The sequence below is a fragment of the Labilibaculum manganireducens genome (assembly GCF_002843385.1).
Classification (GTDB): Bacteria; Bacteroidota; Bacteroidia; order Bacteroidales; family Marinifilaceae; genus Labilibaculum; species Labilibaculum manganireducens.
The window spans coordinates 92,280-113,703 of record NZ_MVDE01000015.1; the positions used below are offsets into that span (position 1 = coordinate 92,280).

Annotated in this window: 17 protein-coding genes and 1 tRNA gene; 8 read left to right on the forward strand and 10 right to left on the reverse strand. The window is 34.3% G+C overall.

Going from position 1 to position 21,424, the window contains the following annotated elements:
* Positions 1-180 precede the first annotated feature (180 nt).
* Positions 181-882 (forward strand): ABC transporter permease, encoded by a 702-nt coding sequence (locus BZG01_RS11365; protein WP_101309959.1) that lies wholly within the window; start codon positions 181-183, stop codon positions 880-882.
* A gap of 80 nt (positions 883-962) precedes the next feature.
* Here BZG01_RS11365 and BZG01_RS11370 read toward each other — a convergent pair whose 3' ends face one another.
* On the reverse strand, positions 963-1,325 hold the full coding sequence (locus BZG01_RS11370; protein WP_101309960.1) for a rhodanese-like domain-containing protein: 363 nt from the start codon (positions 1,323-1,325) through the stop codon (positions 963-965).
* Positions 1,326-1,764: 439 nt separating this feature from the next.
* Here BZG01_RS11370 and BZG01_RS11375 point away from each other — a divergent pair, with 439 nt between their 5' ends.
* The 3 genes from BZG01_RS11375 (at position 1,765) to BZG01_RS11385 (ending at position 3,741) form a co-directional block, all read left to right on the forward strand.
* Positions 1,765-2,817 (forward strand): helix-turn-helix domain-containing protein, encoded by a 1,053-nt coding sequence (locus BZG01_RS11375; RefSeq protein WP_101309961.1) that lies wholly within the window; start codon positions 1,765-1,767, stop codon positions 2,815-2,817.
* The gene (locus tag BZG01_RS11380; RefSeq protein ID WP_101309962.1) at positions 2,818-3,318 is read left to right on the forward strand and encodes a PIN domain-containing protein; all 501 of its coding nucleotides are present in this window, start codon (positions 2,818-2,820) and stop codon (positions 3,316-3,318) included. It begins immediately after the preceding gene.
* 114 nt (positions 3,319-3,432) lie between these two features.
* Positions 3,433-3,741, forward strand: a complete 309-nt coding sequence (locus BZG01_RS11385) for a HigA family addiction module antitoxin (RefSeq protein ID WP_101309963.1) — start codon at positions 3,433-3,435, stop codon at positions 3,739-3,741.
* A gap of 276 nt (positions 3,742-4,017) precedes the next feature.
* Here the strand turns inward: BZG01_RS11385 and BZG01_RS11390 are convergent, their stop codons facing one another.
* Positions 4,018-5,316, reverse strand: a complete 1,299-nt coding sequence (locus BZG01_RS11390; RefSeq protein ID WP_101309964.1) for a Fic family protein — start codon at positions 5,314-5,316, stop codon at positions 4,018-4,020.
* 1,184 nt (positions 5,317-6,500) lie between these two features.
* On the opposite strand from BZG01_RS11390, the gene BZG01_RS11395 reads away from it, so the two are divergent.
* The 3 genes from BZG01_RS11395 to BZG01_RS11405 all read left to right on the forward strand — a co-directional run bounded on the left by BZG01_RS11395 (position 6,501) and on the right by BZG01_RS11405 (position 10,771).
* Positions 6,501-7,424 carry a hypothetical protein gene (locus BZG01_RS11395; protein WP_101309965.1) on the forward strand — a complete coding sequence of 308 codons (924 nt, stop codon included), beginning with the start codon at positions 6,501-6,503 and terminating at the stop codon, positions 7,422-7,424.
* Between the two features lie 197 nt (positions 7,425-7,621).
* On the forward strand, positions 7,622-8,455 hold the full coding sequence (locus BZG01_RS11400) for a DUF2971 domain-containing protein (protein WP_101309966.1): 834 nt from the start codon (positions 7,622-7,624) through the stop codon (positions 8,453-8,455).
* Positions 8,456-9,340: 885 nt separating this feature from the next.
* On the forward strand, positions 9,341-10,771 hold the full coding sequence (locus tag BZG01_RS11405; protein WP_180327293.1) for a T9SS type A sorting domain-containing protein: 1,431 nt from the start codon (positions 9,341-9,343) through the stop codon (positions 10,769-10,771).
* 433 nt (positions 10,772-11,204) lie between these two features.
* On the opposite strand, the gene BZG01_RS11410 is transcribed toward BZG01_RS11405, so the two are convergent.
* From BZG01_RS11410 to folB, 5 genes are all read right to left on the reverse strand, one after another.
* Positions 11,205-11,642: a hypothetical protein gene (locus BZG01_RS11410; protein ID WP_101309968.1), complete on the reverse strand. Its 438-nt coding sequence runs from the start codon at positions 11,640-11,642 to the stop codon at positions 11,205-11,207.
* A complete protein-coding gene (locus BZG01_RS11415) occupies positions 11,635-12,105 on the reverse strand; it encodes a helix-turn-helix transcriptional regulator (RefSeq protein ID WP_101309969.1) in 471 nt (156 codons plus the stop codon). The genes BZG01_RS11410 and BZG01_RS11415 overlap by 8 nt, the downstream gene beginning before the upstream one ends.
* A gap of 87 nt (positions 12,106-12,192) precedes the next feature.
* Entirely contained in the window at positions 12,193-12,714 is a 522-nt protein-coding gene (locus BZG01_RS11420) for a hypothetical protein (RefSeq protein ID WP_101309970.1), read from the reverse strand.
* A gap of 1,078 nt (positions 12,715-13,792) precedes the next feature.
* A tRNA-Cys gene (locus BZG01_RS11425) sits at positions 13,793-13,863 on the reverse strand.
* Between the two features lie 117 nt (positions 13,864-13,980).
* A complete protein-coding gene (folB, locus tag BZG01_RS11430; RefSeq protein ID WP_101309971.1) occupies positions 13,981-14,331 on the reverse strand; it encodes a dihydroneopterin aldolase in 351 nt (116 codons plus the stop codon).
* 288 nt (positions 14,332-14,619) lie between these two features.
* On the opposite strand from folB, the gene BZG01_RS11435 reads away from it, so the two are divergent.
* The gene (locus BZG01_RS11435) at positions 14,620-16,332 is read left to right on the forward strand and encodes a glutamine--tRNA ligase/YqeY domain fusion protein (protein ID WP_101309972.1); all 1,713 of its coding nucleotides are present in this window, start codon (positions 14,620-14,622) and stop codon (positions 16,330-16,332) included.
* Between the two features lie 260 nt (positions 16,333-16,592).
* Here the strand turns inward: BZG01_RS11435 and gltX are convergent, their stop codons facing one another.
* From gltX to BZG01_RS11450, 3 genes are all read right to left on the reverse strand, one after another.
* Positions 16,593-18,125 carry a glutamate--tRNA ligase gene (gltX, locus tag BZG01_RS11440; protein ID WP_101309973.1) on the reverse strand — a complete coding sequence of 511 codons (1,533 nt, stop codon included), beginning with the start codon at positions 18,123-18,125 and terminating at the stop codon, positions 16,593-16,595.
* Positions 18,126-18,202: 77 nt separating this feature from the next.
* On the reverse strand, positions 18,203-18,592 hold the full coding sequence (locus BZG01_RS11445) for a response regulator (protein WP_245870346.1): 390 nt from the start codon (positions 18,590-18,592) through the stop codon (positions 18,203-18,205).
* A 221-nt stretch (positions 18,593-18,813) separates the two neighbouring features.
* Entirely contained in the window at positions 18,814-21,330 is a 2,517-nt protein-coding gene (locus tag BZG01_RS11450; protein WP_245870348.1) for an adenosylcobalamin-dependent ribonucleoside-diphosphate reductase, read from the reverse strand.
* Between the last annotated feature and the right edge of the window lie 94 nt (positions 21,331-21,424).

Sequence of the window (21,424 nt, forward strand, 5' to 3'; positions counted from 1 at the left end):
GCAAACGAAGGATATCACGAAGAACACAAAGAAAAATGGAAAGTGCACTAAACAATTAAAATAAAACCCGTTAAGATGATTAAATCATCAAAGATATTATGATATACAAAAAAACATTGTGTGACTTTGTGCCGTACTTTGTGCCCTTTGTGGTAAAAAATAAAAAATGATTTAATAATAATGAAAGAAAAACTGATACTCACAGCCGATTTTATACGCTACAACATCAAGATTATATTTGCGAATAAATTCATCTATTTTCTGATTGCAGCCTTCGCCTTTTTCCTGATGGTAACCGGTATCATGTTGTTCTCGGATTCGAGTCCCGATGAAGCAGATATTTACAAAAGCTTAATATTTCCAGGAATCCTGATCTTATTCTACCCTGTTATCTACAACATACAAAGCGATAAAGATACCCGAATGCTCGAAATTCTGTTTGGAATCCCCAATTACAGATATAAAGTGTATTTGGTTCGCTTTGCTCTAAGCGTATTACTTTTGCTCTTAACAATGTGCCTGATGTCGTGGATAACGGTGTTTGCAATTATCCGCATATCCGTTTTTCATATGGTTTACCAACTGATGTATTGTCTGCTGTTTTTAGCTAGCCTTGCATTCCTTTTAGCCACTCTAATCAAGAATGCGAGTGGAGCCGCGGTAGTAATGGTAATTATTGGTCTGGCATTTCTGATTCTTGCAGAACCACTTCAATCCAGCAAATGGAACATATTCCTAAACCCCTTCAATGTTCCGGGTGATATGAGTTACAGTATCTGGCAAAACGTACTTTCTCAAAACCGAATGATGCTTGTTGTGGGTTCAGTCATATCAATTTTATGGAGTTTAATTAACATGCAAAAGCGGGAACGATTTGTATAGGATACCAATCCACTATGAGCACAAAGAAAAAAGGCTCAATAAACTAAATTATTGAGCCTTTTCTATTTCTTATCAGAAAACTATTCAACCTCGCTAAGCTGACTGGCTTTCTGCTTCAGCTCTTTATTCCAACTGTTCAATCCGCCTTTTAAATGCGCGGCTCTGTGATAACCCAATTTATGCAGGTAGTTTCTTACTTGCTTGCTTCTAAATCCTACATGACAAAAAATCACCATGTCTTTGTCCTTTGGCAAAAGAGGAAGCTTGTCCGGTATCTGATTTACAGGAATATGCATGGCATTTTTGATACCCTCTTTCGCCAATTCATGAGGCTCTCGAACATCAATCAGCAAAATATCATTTCGCTTTTCCATCTCGTTCATTAACTCAAGAGCAGTGTAACTTGTTTTAGGGCCGTTATCATTATTTTTAAAAAAGAACATATGCTTAAATTTTAAATTAAATGTTTATCGTGTCGATGAAATATCAATGCAGATACAATCAACATTAGGTCTAACAAATATAAAAAAATAAGCCACTATCAATCATCTTAAAATAAAAATATGATTGGGCAGACACTTAAAGTTTGTTAAAAATAAGATTTATGCCGGCGTTCCAGTTATCAATATAATGGCAATTAGGATACACACCTCCAAAAGTTCTTTTCTGAAATACATCAAAGTAACGAAAGAAGAACAAGCTGATAGAATGGCTCAACATCCACTTTTTACGGATAAAGCGATTTAAATTTAGCATTAATTTCAACTAATAAATTGTTTACCATGATTCTAAATAAATGTTAAAGTTTTGTTATTGTGTTGACAAATCGCTAAATTAAGCATAGTTTTGTACACCAAACAAAAACAATAAGACCGCCAAGTCATGAAAGAAACTTTTGCAAAACGCTTATACTCAGCCCGTAAAATGCTGGGTATATCAATGGATGAACTAGTTAAACGTATTAATGGTGCAGTATCTAAAAATGCCATTAGCAAATACGAAAAAGGTCTAATGATGCCTAACAGTACTGTATTAATTGCACTTTGTAATGCTTTGAACGTAAAACCCGATTATTTATTTAGAACTTTCAATTTAGAATTAAGCGAGTTTGATTTCAGAAAGAAATCTAAGCTAACTAAAGGAAAGCTGGAGAGCATTAAGGAAATTGTAAAGGATAAGATAGAGCGATATATAGAACTTGAAAACATACTTGGAATAGATGCAGAATTTAAGAACGTGCTTAGCAATATTGTTATAGAAAGTAACAAAGACGTAGATAAAGCAATAGCTGAAATTCGGAATTATTGGGGGATTGGGGTAAATTCCATACACAATGTAATTCAGTTACTAGAAGATAAAGAAGTGAAAGTAATTGAGATTGATGCCCCTATGGAGTTTGATGGTTTGTGTGCGTGGGCTAATGATAAATACCCAATAATTGTTCTAAATAAAAATTTCCCACCCGAGCGAAAGCGATTTACTGCACTGCACGAATTGGCGCATTTGTTGCTTAATATTGAAAAATCAACCGATGATAAAGTTCGTGAAAAATTATGCAATTACTTTTCATCATCATTACTAATTGATAACGAGGTGGTTGCTAAGTTATTTAGCCTTAAGCGCAAAAATATATCATTTAATGAATTAAAATATGTGCAACAGAATTACGGTGTATCAATACCTGCTTTAATGTATCGCTTACAAGAGATGAAAATTGTTAGCGAATCGCAATATAAATCGTTCTACTTTAAGCAAAACAATAGCGACTATAAAGCGATGATTAACGAAAGCCGTTATAGTAGCGTGGAAAAATCTAATAGGTTTAAAAGGCTAATTCATTTTGCACTATCAAAGGAATTAATATCTGTATCAAAAGCGGCGGCTCTTTCGGGCAAGGAACTAAGCGAATTATTAGAACTTCAAAGAGTTGCATAGATGAAAATTGTTTTAAGCGATGCGAATATATTTATAGACCTGTGTAATATTGGTTTGCTCGATGAGTTTTTCAGTCTCAATTTTGAATTTCATACAACTGAACAGGTTATGAATGAGATAAAGAGACCAGAGCAAAAGCAACAAATTGAAAAGTACATAAATAAAAGCCTAAATATTAAGATACTTACTGGAATTGATGTTTTAGAGGTTGCCCAACTGCTTAATAGTAATGTATCAAACCTATCCTATGTTGATTGCGAGGTTTGGTATTTATCAAAACAACAGAATCTAACACTTCTTACAGGGGATAAGAATCTAAGACTCCAAGCCACAAAAGACAATATCGAGGTTCGAGGTATTTTATTTTTGTTTGACGAAATGATAGAACAAAACTGCATTACACAAAAGTACGCTTACGATAAACTTTTTTTGCTCAGTAAAACAAATATCAGACTACCTAAAAAGGAAATCGAAAAACGCCTAATCAATTGGAATTCTTGAAGACATATCATTTTGTTGGCTTCAACAAAATGATAAAAACAACGAATGATAATTATCGTCATTCATGAATAATAGCAATATGTAATCACATTTCATGCTAAATAAATATTATTCATGAGACAATCTATAACAAAAGCGATGAAAACAATTGATAATTTAACACCTTATATTGCTACTCATTTAGGTGAAGTATTGAGCGATGAACTAGAAGCAAACGGAATCACACAGACAGAGTTTTCAAAAACAACAGGCATTAACAAAAATCTACTAACCGAAATTATAGAGGGCAAACAAAACATTAATGGAGAATTGTCGATAATGCTTGAACAAGCTTTAGGCATTCATGCGGAATATTGGCTAGAACTGCAGAAAAACTACGAATCAGACAGGACAAAAATAGAAGTAACTAATAAAGCTTGTTAGTTTACCATTTTGTTGACGTCAATAATATGATAGCAAATACACAATACGAACCATTTTCCCAACCTCGGGAAAATGGTTTCCTTATTTGAGCAAATACACAAATAAAGCCCGTGGCTTTACAAGAGGAATTTTGCCACAAAGTAAAATTTCAGCACCCCAGATTATCTCGTTATCCAGTTAATCGCTTTTAGTAACCCTATTAAAGCAAAAATTGCGAGATTTCACACAAATCTCGCAATTTCAACAAAAGATAACTTACACGCTGGCTTTTATTTTTTATAAATTATGAGTTTTCATTATTTTGTCAAAGCTTGTTGACTTTATAAAGTTTTGCTTCTTTTTATTGACTTGAATAATTTCAAGAAACCCTAATTCAACAAGATTTCTTAGGTCAGCCCTAGCCGTGTAATTGGAAATACTAAATCTCGATTCTATTTCCTTAGTATTAAGAACTCTATCTGAATCATCATAAATGATTTTCAATATCTGAGCCATTCTATCATTAACAGAAGGTATTTTTAAAAACTTCGAAGCTTGGGAGACCTCTTTTTGCTTTCGATTAATGTATATTTTTAAAGCATCTATGGCTTTTTCCATAGTCCTTATGTGGTATGTTATAAAATAACTCAAATCATTTCCGTCTGACTCCGTATAAAGAAAAGCTCTTTCATACTGGTTTTTCGACCCCTTAATAATCCTTGAAATTGACAAATATTCCGTCATCCAGTAGCCTTTTTTTAGCATATACCAGTAAAATAAAGCCCTCGATATTCTACCATTACCATCAGCAAAGGGATGTATCCATGCTAACATAAAATGAATAATACAACCTTTAATAATTGGGTGAATAAAATCATCCGTATCATGATTAAAGAATGAACATAGATCATTCATCAAATCAGGAATTTCAGTAAAATCAGGTGGAGTGTGTACCGTTTCACTACTTGCAGTATTAACCACATAAATATCGTTATTTTCCCTAAACTTACCCTCGTCCATCTTATTATCTAAAGTGTTATTAGATATTAAACGATGTATAAAAAGTATCCTTTCAGGTGTAATTTCTTCTGTCTTGCTCTCTGCTATTTCTTGCATCGTAACAAAATTATTCAGAATCATTAGCTCATCTTTACTTTTAGGTTTTTGATCCTTTTGGATCATTTCTTTCGCCTTTTTCCGAGTTGTATTAGCACCCTCTATTTGACTACTTGAAATTGCTTCCTCTATTAATGAGCTAATAATAAATTTTTCGTTGTCTGTTTCTGCAATTCCAATATTACTACTTAAAGTACCACCAAAATGCATATCAAAACGATGCAAGCTTCTTTGTATAAAATCAGTCAGCATGAAAGAAAATTTATATTTCCCAAACTCAACAACATTGCTATTTATTAACCGATGAAGTTTTATCGCATCCCATAATTTTGCAGGATCGTATTCCCGAGCTTTATATTTCAATTTATCCCAATACAAATAATCATCCTGAATAACCTTTAATAACCCATTATTTTGCAATTCAATCATTAAATTAATCGCACTAGTACTCTGTTTAAATTTAGGTGGTTGCTCAATCATTTTCCTTTTAGTATAAATTTTAAAATTGCGAGGTTTTACACAAATCTCGCTTTTCCATCAATAAACGAATATAGTTTTTAATAATGTGATTATAAAAAAAACCATCTTGAAATTGCGAGATCTTACACAAATCTCGCAATTTTAACAATAAACGACTGATTAATTTATTTGGGCGTTTCTGCTCTTATTTAAAGAAAAACGGATTTTCTTTAAATGAAAACATCCTTATTTAAAATTTCAGTGTTTCTCTTAATTAGGCAAAAGACTTATTATGCACTTAATCGCTGAACATCCCTATTTATAGGCAAAAGCGAAGTTTTTTTCCAAATAAACAAGCTTATTTTTTACTTAGAATACCGGAAACCGGTTTAGACCCGTTTAAAACGGCTTTCTGTAGTATGCACTTATTCTCTGAACATCCCTATTTATAGGTAAAAGAGAAATTATTTCCCATATATATAAGCTTATTTCTGACTTAAGAATACCCGAAACCCGTTTAGACCTGTCTTAAACCGGTTTTCTGCATGTAGCACTTATTCTCTGAACATCCCTATTTATAGGCAAAAGCGAAGTTGTTATTCAAAATAAACATGCTTATTTTTTACTTAGAATAGCGGAAACCCGTTTAGACACGTTTAAAAGAGCTTTCTGTAGTATGCACTTATTCGCTGAACACCCCTATTTATAGGCAAAAGAGAAGTGTTATTTCAAACAAACCCCTATTTTAAGGACGAACTGGCGTTTAAATTAGTGTTAGTGTCAAAGTTTAATTTTACTAAATAGTAGAAATTTTTCAGTCAAGTTTATTAATTTCGTGTTTTATGGTAACCAAATACTGTCTTTTATAGGAAATCCAATAGGTTTATTTCCATAACGACATCGTAATTTATTCCGTTTGAAAATTCACTTCTCTTAGCTCATGATTTTCCTTATCCCATTTTCGAGAAAATGACCTCTAAAAAATGAAAATATTCGTAATGAATAAAGTTGACAGATTTGACAGTATGAATACTAATCGAAATTTGATAATTTAGTGAGAATTTTAGTGACAGTTTATAGATGATATTAAAGATCATCATCACAATAGGTCTGTATTCTGCACCACTAAGTACAATATATTATAAATATAGCCAGTATACATTCTAATAAGTTACCACTAAAGCGTATGAAAACAAATAGACAACATGAATATTGACATTTTCAAAGAGTGCTTCAGAAATATTTCAATTAAAGATTTAGTTGAAAATATTGATGATTATCATAACTTGTCTTATTCGAAAAATATCTCAGAAGAGAATCTTAGAAAGGTATTGAGAAGAATATTCAAAGTTAAAATTAATGGTAGAGACAGTACATTTTTCTTGAGAAGTGATACAGAAACATATAAGGGTGAATTACATTTTTTCTATCGTGTTAGAAAATTTGAATCACAGGATTATGAATCTTTAAACTCCTCTCTATCTTTCCCTTCAATGAGTAATGAGCAAGATGCATGGTGTAAACCAGATAAACTTTCTCTAGAGTATGGTAGATTAAACAGACCTAATCAATCTGTTTTATATGCATCTTATCGTCCGTCAGATGCTATTTATGAAACAAATTGCAAAACTGGAGAATATTTTTACCTCATGGTTTATAAGAATAGTAAAACAATGAGGATGTCTCAAATTCATAAAGTTAACTACATGGATGAATTTACAGAGATGGAAAATGCTAAAAGGTTAATAATGCACAATTTTTTATTATCAGAATTCACTAGACTTGTTCCTAGTGGACGTGAATACCTTTACAAAAGTCCATTGTTGATTTATGAGGAGTACTTTAAAGATCCTTTTATTGATGGATTTACGTACCCTACAATAGCATCGAATGCAAATAGAGGGTTTAATGTATGTTTTGAAAAATACAAAGCAAAACAAAACCTAGAATTACAAGGTGTGATAGTTTGTAAATTAAGTCCACCAAATGACACTTGCGAGTTTGTCGTCGAGCAATTTTACGACGGGTTTTTAAATGAAAAAAACGGGTTTGACTTTTATCCTTCAACTTCTGAACTTGCAAAAAGTAAATTTGGGCAATTTAGTTATATCAGAAATATGGGATTATAAATAATATGAACGCTTAGTTGGTAACAACGACTATTAAAACATGGCAGTCTTACTCAGCAGAAACGTCAGACTGTCTAAAAAATAAAACTTAATAGTAATTAATTTAGGTAACTGTCAGTGAAAATGAATAAATAGGAGAATCTAAGCGAGTTACTTTAGATTATTAGACAGACCGCTGTAATGCAAAATTAAAGAATATGATCTACCAATATACATCAATAGAAAAATTAAGGCTAATACTTAATTCAAAAAAAATTAGATTTACAAGATTAGATAAGGTAGATGACAAGGATGAAAGTGAACCTTTCAAGAATAGAAAGATTGCGGATAAAATTTTTGTTTCTTGTTGGACAGAAGATGCTGATGAAAACCTTGCTTTATGGTCAATGTATGGAGCTATATTCAAAGGCGTTCGTATCGGACTAAAGAGACCAATTTTCAAGCTGAAAAAGGTTAATTACAGAACTTATCGTGGACTTGATATTAAAAATAACCTTAATAAATCTGTTTTGATTCCTCCACATGAAATGATTACTTCAAAATATTTTATAGTTCCATCCTTTTATAAGGATATTACATTTTTTAAAAGGATGGAGTATGTAAATTCTGATGAGTTAGAAGAAAAGTTTAATCAGTATTCAGATTTTAAGATTAATGAAAATGAAGCTACAATCTCTTTAGACTTTCAAGAGGTTGCAAAATATAAAAAGAAAGAATGGAAACAGCAGTTAGAATCTAGGTACATATTGGGTATTATTCCTTTTCAAAAGGAATTAGATTTTGAACCAAACTTCAATAATATGAATCACATAAATCATATATCAAGTATGTTAGTGAGCTCATTAATAAATGGTGTGGAATTGAACTTTACATATTATGATATAGATTTAGATGACGATTGCTTAAATAACATGGAAGTTATGGTCGGAAGTAAATGTACATTAGAACAATATGAATCGATTGAACAACTCTTAAAAGAGAAATGTGCGAATTATCAGATTCTCAAGAGTAAATTAAACTTTGCCGAATAAGCATCAAATCCTATAATCAACTAATATTAATAAGAGGACATTTAAACTTTCCCAGAGTCATAAGTCACTAGTATTAATCATCTCTAATACTTTCTGATTTGGATCCTGCTTAGACCATATAAACCGTTCATTTTCAGGATATTTAGAATGATTCCTATTTTATGCGAAACTCATTCATGAAACACCCCTTAAAACTCCGTTATAATTGCTCTATCCATGGGTTTATTCTTTGTATCAGCCTATTTCACTAGGAAAAATAAAATTTCCACTAAATTGATTTGTTTTGCTATCTGGATAATAGTGTAAGTAAGCTAAGTGATCGGGATAAAATTGAGCTAGAAATGATAACACATTAGACATAACAGATCAAGAATCTGAAAAAGACATCACACTATTTCGTGATTCTAAGTTGCTCAGCCATGAGAACAACAAGTACACAAATATGACTTACTAATCATACTTGACACTCTCACTTTTTGTGGGAGTACCAATATCCTAATATCCAACCCGCTGAAGCAAGGCCTATCAACCTTCAATCAAATACAACCTATGAATTTGAAATTAAACAAAACAGTCAGTTAACACAAAACCACGAAGAGAATAATAGATCAGACTTTTAGGGTTCCTATTCTAAGTGTTTTGTTTTATGTAAAAAAAATATAACTTCGTGTATCTTAAATAATCATTAATTAGTTATTGTATGAAAGTCTTTTTTTACGTGGCACTGGTAGTCGTAATTATTTGATTATATGACTATTAGCAGACTGCTTTTTTTTTTGTATTCACTTTAATATTTTTAGGCTTAGCATTAAAAGAAGCATTGTAGAAAATCTAATACATAAAAACGAGATGAAAAAAACATTACTATTTAGAAAATTGTCTTTAATGAAAAGAGTGATATTTATTTTTCTGTTGCTTTTCACTTCTCCTTATGTTTATGCACAGAGAACAATGATAGACAGCACATATTCAGAAAATGTCGATAGGTATGGAAAATATATAATTAGATCAAAAACAAAGTACTCCCGAAGTGATGACAATTTAACAGATACTTTAATTCGATACGTAAATTATTCAGATTACTTTTATCAAAATGGTGTTAGTATAATTGAATATTACCCTGATGGTTTAAAAAAGAATGTAACATATTGGGCGAGCGGTTCATCTTTCGATTTTGAAAAAGCAAATGAAGATTATCAATATTTTTATACCTCAGATGGAAAATTAGAAAAAAGAAATACTCTGTTTGTTCACAATGAGGTGAGACAACCCCTCTTTGTTTCTGATTATTATTACACAGATAACGTATTGGATTCTATTACAAGAAAACGTTTTAACACTACAACTGGAATTTATTATAAGGACATGATTCAATCCTATATATATCTTGAAAATGGCAACTATGAGATTATTGAAAGTAATAATATTCCAGAGCTTAATGAGTTTAGAAAAGGTTTCAAAACATTATACATGTTAGATTCTGAAGGAAGGACAAGTGAAACAAAATATTATAAGTACAAATATGAGTCTGAGGAATGGGTAGATCGAAATTTCTATTACTTATATGAATACTCCGATGTTGAAAATACAAGAACACAAATAGAAAATGAAACACCACGAGACAAGTCAGTGGAATCTTTTGACGAACACGGAAATATGACAAGAAGTCGTTTGTATTTTTGGGACAAAAATCAGAGTTATTGGTATTTAGATCATGATAATACTACCAGTTATTTTTACCATTACATCACCCCTGATGCAATAGCACCCACCCTAACCTTGACATCTACGCAGGGAAATACGACAGATTCAGCATTTACTATAAACGTAACCTTTAGCGAAGCGGTAACAGGCTTCGAGCTTGCAGATTTAACTATTACAAACGGAACGATAAGCAACTTTGAGTCAGTGAGCGAAACAGAATACTCCGCCTTAATTACTCCCACAAGCAGGGGAATTGTAACGGTCGATGTAAGTGCAGGTGTGGCAACCGATTTATCAGGGAATGACAACGAAACAGCACTGCAGTTTGTTATTACCTACGAGATACCAACAGGAATTGAGAATTTAAAAGAAAAAGGAATTACAATTTATCCTATACCCACAAAAGACAATTTATATCTTATCTCAAATAGATTTTACGGAAACGTACAAGTAGAAATTTACAACAAACATGGGAAATGTGTTTATACACAACAATTTACTTCTCCTTGTACCAAAAATATAGATTTTTCAAACTTCAATTCGGGAACTTACATATTAAGAATGAAAACAGGCAAAGAGGTCATCAATTCTAAAATATTGGTTATCCGATAGAATATTGGTTTTTGTACAACTAACAAAGAGTGCAGCCTCATCAGTTGCATTTTTTAGTTGTTAATGAAAATCCAAAATGAAATTTGTCAACACCTGATCAAAGGAAAATAGAAAAAAGGGTTGTTGTAGGGGTGCACCTGCAAGGCAAAAAGAAGAAGTGGTGCAAGGGTGGGACGAAAATCACAGAATAGCACATTTCAAACCGCCCTCTTTAAGTTTTTTAAGAGCAAAAAAAACAAAACGGCAACAAAAACGGCAACAACTAAAAATAACAAAATCCCAACTCATTGATAATTGGGGCTTTATAAATTTACTTAGAGGTCTCTTCTCAGTCATATCCTTTTCTAATTATTTTATACCCCTTCCAGTTTTATTCAAAAAAAAAACATATCACCAAAGGCAATATGTTCCTGAAAATTAAATCTCTCTAAGTTTAAAATTTAAATATACTGTCCTGTTGAATAATTTCAGATACATTAATAGTAGGCAATACGAATTGATTGAAAGGAGTATTTTCAGTTTTTGCATGTAATACACCTCGTGTGGTTCCAATGGTCAAAACAGTCATGTGTTGCATAAATCCTTGAGGTGCAGTTAGAGAATTGTTCTCAGTATCTAGCATTTTCTCCCATGCATCTTCTCTTACATTAAAATGACAACCTGCTTCAATTATCAAAAATGCTTTTTCATTGCATTGAAATGTAAATAATGCAAAAACAGCAATCATTTTATTATCAGCATCGGAACCAAAACGTATGTTAGTGCCTAAACTAATATTTCCGTCGTTGGTATATGCATCCTCAATTATGGCAAATTGTTCCGTACTTACTTTCGCCAAAGCAAAACCAATTTCCTTAGGTGTATTATCCATGAGTTCCGTCAGGTATATAATTTGTATAATTTGGAGTTTTACCAACCAACTGGAAATCTAATTGTTTTGTGGCAATTGGTTGCGCATTGTTTCGCTCCACCTTCTTATAAATAACAACTGGTGAAGGGTATTCTTGAAATACGTAAAAAGAGGGAACCTCCATTAATGAAATTCCTAGTACTCTTTCAATTTTACAAATAGTTTCAATGGTCAGGTTTTCTTTCCCTTTAACCACTTTATTGATATATTGAGGCGTAACTCCCATTTCCTCAGCCAATCGTTTCTGACTCATTCCATTAACAGGCTTCTGCTTACGTATTTCGGATAATATCCGAATAGCAATACTGGCTGATTTAATTAACCAAGCCTTGTTTTCACGACGCCATTTCGCTTTTTCCAACCAGTTAGATTTTTCTTTACTAACAAGCTTTTTAAAGTTTTGTATGTTTTCTTTTGGTTCCATGCTTTGAAATTTGATTATTATAATCACTTAGCATTAGTCTGTATTCGCATCTATGCTTACGAATGATCTATATTTGGATATAGTTGGTTATTCGTTAAGCATTTCTTTAAAGGAATCATCATCAAATACATTGTTTTGTTCCAAAAATGTTTTGCATTTTTCAAGTTTTGATAATTCTTGTTTTGTATGTGGTCTTTCTCCCATTTTTTGCGTCAGCTTTATAGCTCCACCAGTAATAAGATACATATTCTCGTGGATTCTAATTGCATACAAGCGCAACCATCTGCGCCTTGTTTTTTGTTCTGATAATAAAAATGTATGTACTACTCGATTGTCTAGATTTCTAAATAGAGTTTCGATCTGTATCGGATTTTCATAAAGTGCTTCAAACAATGCATCTCTAAGTTTTCCTGCTTCTTTTCGGGTTTCACCAACAGCTTGTTCAATTGATAATTTATAAAAGACTAAATCGGCTTGATTTGCTTCAAAAAATTCAAATAAATACTCATTATCCTCCCATAAGTCAAAAAGCCTTTCCAGCTCATCCTTACACTCTCCACTATATCTTATTGAGTATAAATTCTCCTCAAATATATGAATGATTTTCATAAAATCAACTTACAGGTTTATTTTTAACATTTATTTTTGACGAACGTCAAAAAATATAAACAACCAATTCCTTAATAACTTCATTCATTTTTTCACTAAAGAGTTGCTACATTCTGCCATGTCCCCCTTAGCATCAAAAGGGATAAAGTCGAGATCCACTAACTCTATATGAAAGCCGTTAAGCACTTGATCTTTCAACATACGCAACCAATTCATCTACTCTTCGATAAAACGATCGCTAAAGAAAAAAAGTCCCCAACGGTTATCCCCAATAATTACAAAACCCTATAAATCCTTTAATGGAATTGATGGTTTGCCCTCCAAAGGACGACTATTAATCTTATTTGATTACATCAACCAACCTGTTTCTGCAAGCTGATTATCAATTTTATCTCGTGCAATTTGTTCAGGGTTCTGATTTTAGGTCTGAGTTATCTTTTTATTAAGCTTATTGCATAGTTGTACGAAAGTAGTAAAAAAAATATACTTTACAATAAGTGCATAATTGAACATGAAAAAATATAAAACTACAGCAATGGTTTCTCTTCTAAAAATCACTTGCGTGCTTCAGGATTTTTCTTTCTCAAATACTCAATTATCGACTATGTTTGCTAATTAGAAATTTCTACTCCCTCTTGTTAGGAGTGTATTCAAACAAGTAAGATATCAATCTCCTTAATTTTATGAAGTTTTATTTCATCAGGAATCTTAGTATCTTTTAGGCTATTTAAGACATTTCCTAAGTAAAGAGAGATATAAAATTACTACAACTAGAGATTTGAATGAATTAATAGACAAATATGAGTTGTTAGTAAGGTCAGAAAATGTTGGAGCAGGAAAAACTTATAAATTGACTGACTCATTATTGAATCAGGACAAACACATTACAGAAACAATTTTAACTCTTCTCATACAAGCACATTGTAGGTCATAAAGACTTGCACAGCCAAAACCACCAAAAGAGCTTTTTCCAATCCAATCAAAAGTAGATGGAAAAGAATTAAAAAACAAAACGGCAACACCTAAAAACAACAAAGCCCCAACTCGTTAAGAATTGGGGCTTTATAAATTTACTTAGAGGTCTCTGGCGGATTCGAACCGCCGTAGACGGTTTTGCAGACCGGTGCCTAGCCACTCGGCCAAGAGACCCTATCTACCGTAAAGGCGTTGCAAAGATATAAATTTCTGATTTACTCGTGCAAACTTTTTTCAGCTTTTGTAACAAAAATCTCAAGGTATTTCTGCAAAACAAGCTTAATCAAAGAATTAGCGACTTAAAGTTAAGCTTACTTTTTCTATTTGTCCACCCATCGGAGGGTTCATTTTCGACACTTTTACTGTTGCATACTCCAATTCCGGGAAATTTTGATACAAAACATCCAAAATTCTCTCGCCTACATGTTCAAGCAAATGAGATTTTATTTGCAATTGCTCCTTTATCATTTCGTAAGCGCGCTGATAATTCAGAGCATCGCCTATAGAATCCGATTTCACCGCTTTTTCGGCATTATATTCCATGCGGACATAAATGGTAAATTTATTCCCGACAATTTGCTCTTCCTTAAAACAACCGTGATAGGCATAAAATTCCATGCCTTCTAATTCAATAATTCCCATCTTTTTTTGGTATGATATTCATTGGCGAAAATAAGAGATAAATTTAGAAATTACGAATTCCAAATGATGATTTGCAATTTATGAACCAGTATTAACCAATTTAGTAATTCGTAATTCCAAATTCGTAATTGATTTTGCTGGAATTTCTATACTTTTGTTTTTCGTTTCATAATGTGACTGATCAATAAATTATTGTAAATTTATCGAATTGCATTTCGATTCGAAAAGCAAGGCAGGATTCGGTTCCGAATCTCAGGCAAATACATGTATCATTTTAAATTGAGTAGTATGGATAACAAAAATGTAAAAGAAGAGAATGTTAACGAAAGTAAATCTCTTAATTTTATCCAGCAGATTATCGAAGAAGATCTGAAAAACAATGTGAATGATGGTAGAGTACACACACGATTCCCTCCGGAACCAAACGGGTACTTACACATCGGACACGCTAAGTCGATATGCCTAAACTTTAGCCTTGCCCAACAATATCAGGGAAAATGTAATTTACGTTTCGACGATACCAATCCTGTAAAGGAAGACACAGAGTATGTAAATTCTATTATGGATGACATCAAATGGTTAGGTTTTCAGTGGGATGGTGATCCTTTATACACTTCTGATTATTTCCAGCAATTGTATGATTGGGCAGTGAAGTTGATTACTGATGGCAAAGCCTATGTGGATGATCAGACAGCAGCGCAAATTGCTGAGCAGAAAAAATCACCAACCGAGCCAGGTATCGAAAGTCCGTATCGCAACCGAAGCGCAGAGGAAAATCTTGATTTATTCGAAAGAATGAAGAATGGTGAATTTAAGGATGGAGAAAAAGTTCTTCGTGCAAAAATTGACATGACTTCATCAAATATGCACATGCGCGATCCATTGATGTACCGTATCATGCATGCACATCATCACCGTACCGGCGACCAGTGGTGTATTTACCCAATGTATGATTATGCTCACGGTGAGTCGGATTATATTGAAGGCATTACACACTCTATTTGTACGTTGGAATTTGAAGTTCACCGTCCGCTATACGAGTGGTTTGTTAATAATTTAACAGATACAGATTACAGACCAAAACAACGCGAATTTGCTCGTTTAAACTTAAGCTACACAGTAATGAGTAAGCGTAAGTTACTGGAATTGGTAAAAGATAATCATGTAAACGGATGGGATGATCCACGTATGCCTACTGTTTCGGGATTGCGAAGAAGAGGATTTACTCCTGCGTCAATTCGTAATTTTGCGGATATAATTGGTGTTGCAAAACGAAACAATGTAATTGATGTTTCACTTTTAGAGCATTGTGTTCGTGAAGATTTGAACAAAACTGCGCCACGTGTAATGGCTGTTTTGAATCCTGTAAAGTTGATCATTACCAATTATCCTGAAAATCAGGAAGAATTTTTAAGCATTGAAAACAATCCGGAAGATCCGGAAAGCGGAAATCGTGATATTCCTTTTTCCCGCGAATTGTATATCGAGAGAGAAGATTTTATGGAAGATGCTCCTAAAAAATTCTTTAGAATGACTCCGGGACAGGAAGTACGATTAAAAGCTGCTTACATTGTAATGTGCGAAAAAGCAGTTAAAGATACTGATGGAAATATCACTGAAATTCACTGTACTTACGATGCAAAATCTAAGAGTGGCAGCGGATCCGAGGAAAGCAAGCGCAAGGTAAAAGGAACACTTCACTGGGTTTCAGCTAAGCATGCTGCTAAAGCCGAAGTTCGTATCTACGATCGTCTTTTTAATCACGAAGCTCCTGATGCTCAGAAAGAAACAGACTTTAAGGAATTTATTAATCCTGATTCTCTGCAAATTTTGAGCGAGTGTTACGTTGAACCAAGCTTAAAAGAAGCTAAGGCTGAAGATCATTTTCAGTTTACCCGATTGGGCTATTTCTCAGTGGATAAAGATTCTACTGCAGAAAAATTAGTTTTCAACCGTACGGTTTCTTTAAAAGATTCCTGGACTAAAACCCAAAAGAAGTAAAAATAGCTGTCAGCTCTCAGTTGCAAGCTACAAGACTAAATAAAAAAAGAGTGCATTTACGCACAACACCTTTTGATTATATATAAACCTGTTGGGATTTTCCTGACAGGTTTTTTTGTTTTAAAACTGTACAAATAATTACCAACTCACTTTAAGTGAGACTCTCAGCTTTCGACTATTCAAGACTCTTCTAAACTTTCTTAAAATCAAAAAACCACTCCCCGAAGGAAGTGGTTTGTCTTGTTGAGAAAAAATCTCAATTATATTTTAATGTTCTCCATTGCATAATCCAGACGAGCCATGGTTTCCTTTTTTCCAAGTATTTCGATGATATCGAACATGTGAGGGCCTTTACCAGCACCTACCACAGCCAACCGGAAAGGATTCATCACTTTTCCAAAACCAATTTCCTTGGCAGTGATCCATTCTTTCACAATCTCTTCAGAATTAGCTGACGAAAAATCTTCAACACCTTCCAAAATGCCTTTTAATTCTTCAACCAAGGCAGGCGTATCCTCTTTCCAACCCTTTTTAATGGTTTTGGCATCGAATTCAACAGGTGCTTCAAAAAAGTAATTTACATGATCCCAAAGCTCCGAAACAAAATCTACACGATCTTTCACCATGCCACACACCCTATTCACAGTTTCCTGATCAGCATCAATTCCTTTTGCTTTTAAAATCTGTTCAGCAAACAAATTTCCAATCTCTTCATCCGATTTAGTCATCAGATACTGACGATTGAACCATTTGGTTTTCTCAGGATCGAACTTAGAACCCGATTTGCCCACACGTTCCAAAGAAAATGCCTGAGAAAGCTCCTCCATTGAGAAAATTTCTTGTTCCGTTCCCGGATTCCAACCTAAAAAAGCCAGCATATTTATGAAAGCTTCAGGAAAATATCCGCCTTCACGGTATCCCGATGAAATTTCATTTGTTTTAGAATCAGTCCATTCCAATGGAAATACCGGAAATCCTAACTTATCCCCATCCCGCTTGCTTAATTTCCCTTTTCCAACCGGTTTCAAAATTAATGGAAGGTGAGCAAATTTAGGCATATCATCTTTCCACCCAAACGATCTGTACAACAACACATGCAATGGCATCGACGGCAACCATTCCTCCCCGCGAATTACATGGGTTATCTTCATTAAATAATCATCTACCACATTCGCCAAGTGATAAGTCGGCATTCCGTCTGATTTAAACAACACCTTATCGTCTAAAGCGGAAGTATTAAATACTACACGACCTCTTATTTCATCATCCAATTGCAATTCTTCGCCAACCGGCATTTTAAACCGCACAACATAAGCTTCGCCGGCCGCAATTTTATTTTGAACTGCTTCCGCAGATAAAGCCAAAGAGTTATTTAAATTTTCGCGGGTTGCATAATTGTAGGTAAAAGTCTTTTTCTCTTCTTCATGCTGATTTCGGATTGCATCCAACTCTTCAGGAGTATCGAAAGCATAATATGCATTCCCCGAAGCGATCAGCTGATCAGCATACTCACGATACATTGGCTTGCGCTCCGACTGGCGGTAAGGCCCGTATTCACCACCTACAGTTGCTCCTTCATCAATTTGAATTCCACACCATTTTAACGATTCTGCAATATACTCTTCCGCGCCGGGAACATATCTTGTTTGGTCAGTATCTTCAATACGCAATAGAAAATCACCATTGTGTTTTCTCGCAAATAAATAGTTGAAAAGGGCTGTTCTTACACCTCCCATATGAAGAGGCCCCGTAGGACTAGGAGCAAATCGAACCCGTACTTTCTTATCGTTCATTGTTATATCCGTTAATTTGGCAACAAAGATAAGAAATAAGAGGAAAAGTAAAGGGGAGATAAAACCAGAAAATTAACTTAAAATAGAAATCGGTCAATCATATCTTTTAAACCACCAATATCAATTGGTTTGGATACAAAATCATCGCAGCCAGCAGCCATTATTTCCTCATAAGCTTCACCGTAATGATATGCCGTTTGAGCAATTATTGGCATATCCTTATTTATTTTTTTGATATTTCTGGTTGCGTCATAACCATTCATAACAGGCATTTGCATGTCCATTAGTACCAAATCTATCTCTGGAACCGACTTAATGAAATCAAGTGCTTCCTGCCCATCTTTGGCACGAATAATCCTGGCTTTGGTATCCATGAGTATTTCCTCCAAAAATATGAAATTAAAATCCTCATCTTCCGCAACCAGCAGTACTTTGCCTTCCCAATTATAGTTTGTGGAAAAATTCATAACTGACTACTGTATTCGTCTAACTGTTCTCTATCTCTAAGTTAATTCAATTATCAGTAACACAAAAATGAAATTCCAAAGATCTGACCGTTTTGTTCAAAAGATGAGTGACCACGTAGCTTTAACCAGTAACTATGTAATTTACAATACTATGTTACAATTAAAAAAAGGGAAACTTCAGTTGAAGTTTCCCCGGTTTAGTAGTTGTTATAATAGATTGGTTATCCGCATTTTGAAGTACCGCACGATTGACAAATCAGACATCCTTCCTGATAGATGATGTGCTCTGACCCACAACTGGCGCATATTCCTCCTTTAACTTTTGTTCCATTTGGAATGTATTTTTTAAGAGCACGCTCAACACCGTTTTTCCATGTGTTGATGTTCTCACTATCCAATTGCAAACCTGCAACTAAATTTACTACACCTTCAATTGGCATTCCATGGCGAAGTACGCCTGATATTAATTTGGCATAGTTCCAAAACTCCTTATCAAATTTGTAAGATAATCCTTCGAATGTTGTTTTAAAACCACGTTTATTGCAAAATTGAAAGTCATAACGAGAACTTCCGTCCTCTTCTTTTCTTTTGATAATTACTCCCTTACTTACTGATTTAGGCAATAAAATACCTTCCTCATCGTCAACAATACCAGTAAATACTTCATATGGTTGTCCGTTGTACAATCCAATAAAAGCAATCCACTTTTCCTTGTTATTTTGGAAACGAACAACTTCAGCTTCCAATACTTCAGGACGTTTTTCCGGCATTCCTGTGTCTTCCTCTTTTTTGGCATCATTGGAAAGCAGAACACCCGAACGGGAACCATCACGGTAAACCGTACAACCTTTACATCCACTTTTCCAAGCTTCGATATACAATTCTCCTACAAGAGATTCAGGCACATCATTTGGAAGATTAACGGTTACACTAATCGAATGATCAACCCACTTTTGAACTTTCCCCTGCATGCGGACTTTCTGCAGCCAGTCCACATCATTAGAAGTTGCTTTGTAGTAAGGAGACTGTTTCACCAAATCTTCAATCTCTTCATTTGTAAAATGCTGCGCGGCATTGATCCCATTGGCTTCCATCCAGCTTACAAATTTGTGATGAAACACCACAAATTCTTCCCAGCTATCGCCAATCTCATCAACAAAATCGACACGAACATTTTTATCATTAGGGTTTACTTTTCTTCTTCGTTTGTAAACAGGCATAAACACAGGCTCGATACCTGAAGTGGTCTGAGTCATTAAACTGGTTGTTCCTGTTGGTGCAATCGTTAAACAGGCAATGTTACGCCGGCCGTATTTAGCCATTTCTTTATAAAGGCTTTCATCTGCTTCCTTTAAGCGCAAAATAAATGGGTTTTTGCTTTCACGCTCTTTGTCGTAGATTTTGAATGCTCCCCGGTCTTTAGCCATATGTACCGAAGAACGATAAGCTTCTACAGCAATTGTTTTGTGAACTTCAACAGAAAAATCAATTGCTTCATCTGTTCCGTAACGCAGATTTAAACCGGCAAGCATATCTCCTTCAGCAGTAATTCCCACTCCGGTTCTTCTTCCTTCTTCTGCTTTCTCGCGTATATTTTTCCAAAGATTACGCTCTACTCTCTTAATCTCACTGCCTTCAGGATCCTCTTCGATCTTCTCAATAATTGTATCAATTTTCTCCAACTCCAAATCAATGATGTCATCCATCATTCTTTGAGCCATGGCCACATGCTTACGGAACAGTCCGAAATTAAATTCAGCCTTCTCTGTAAATGGATTTTCAACGTAACTGTACAAATTGATAGCCAGCAAACGACAGCTATCATACGGACACAATGGAATTTCGCCACAAGGATTCGTAGAAACCGTTTTGTATCCTAAATCTGCATAACAGTCAGGAACCGATTCTCTTTCGATAGTATCCCAGAATAAAATTCCCGGTTCTGCTGATTTCCAGGCGTTGTGAACAATTTTGTTCCAAAGCTTACCAGCATCAATACTTTTGCTGTAGGTAGGATTCTTTGAGTTAATTGGGTATTGCTGTGTGAATTCGGTTCCATCAACAACGGCCTGCATAAACTCATCGTGCATTTTTACAGAAACATTGGCTCCGGTAACTTTACCCTGCTCCATTTTCGCATCAATAAAATCTTCCGAATCGGGATGACGAACAGAAACACTCAACATTAACGCTCCGCGTCGACCATCTTGAGCAACCTCACGGGTTGAATTGGAATAACGCTCCATAAAAGGAACAATTCCTGTCGAAGTCAAAGCAGAATTCTTAACAGGTGAACCTTTAGGACGAATATGAGAAAGATCGTGTCCTACACCACCTCTTCGTTTCATCAGCTGCACTTGCTCCTGATCAATCTTCATAATTCCTCCATAAGAATCAGAATCTCCATCATTTCCAATTACAAAGCAGTTCGACAAGGATGCAATCTGGTATCGGTTTCCAATTCCCGACATAGGACTTCCCTGAGGTACGATGTATTTAAAATCTTTTAGTACCGCGAAAATTTCTTCTTCGCTTAGTGGGTTTGGGTAGTTTTTCTCAACTCTTGCAATTTCTGATGCAATTCGTCGATGCATATCATCCGGCGTCTTTTCATAAATATTTCCATAAGAGTCCTTCAACGCGTACTTGTTTAACCAAACACGTGCTGCCAGTTCATCTCCGTTGAAATATTGAAATGTTGCCTGAAACGCTTCTTCGGGATTGAAAGTTTCGTTCATTTCCGTTGCTTGTTGCTTCTTCTCTTGTACTTCCATTAAGATCGTAAAAAAGTGGGGTTAATTATATAAGTTTCTTTGTTTATTATCAATAATT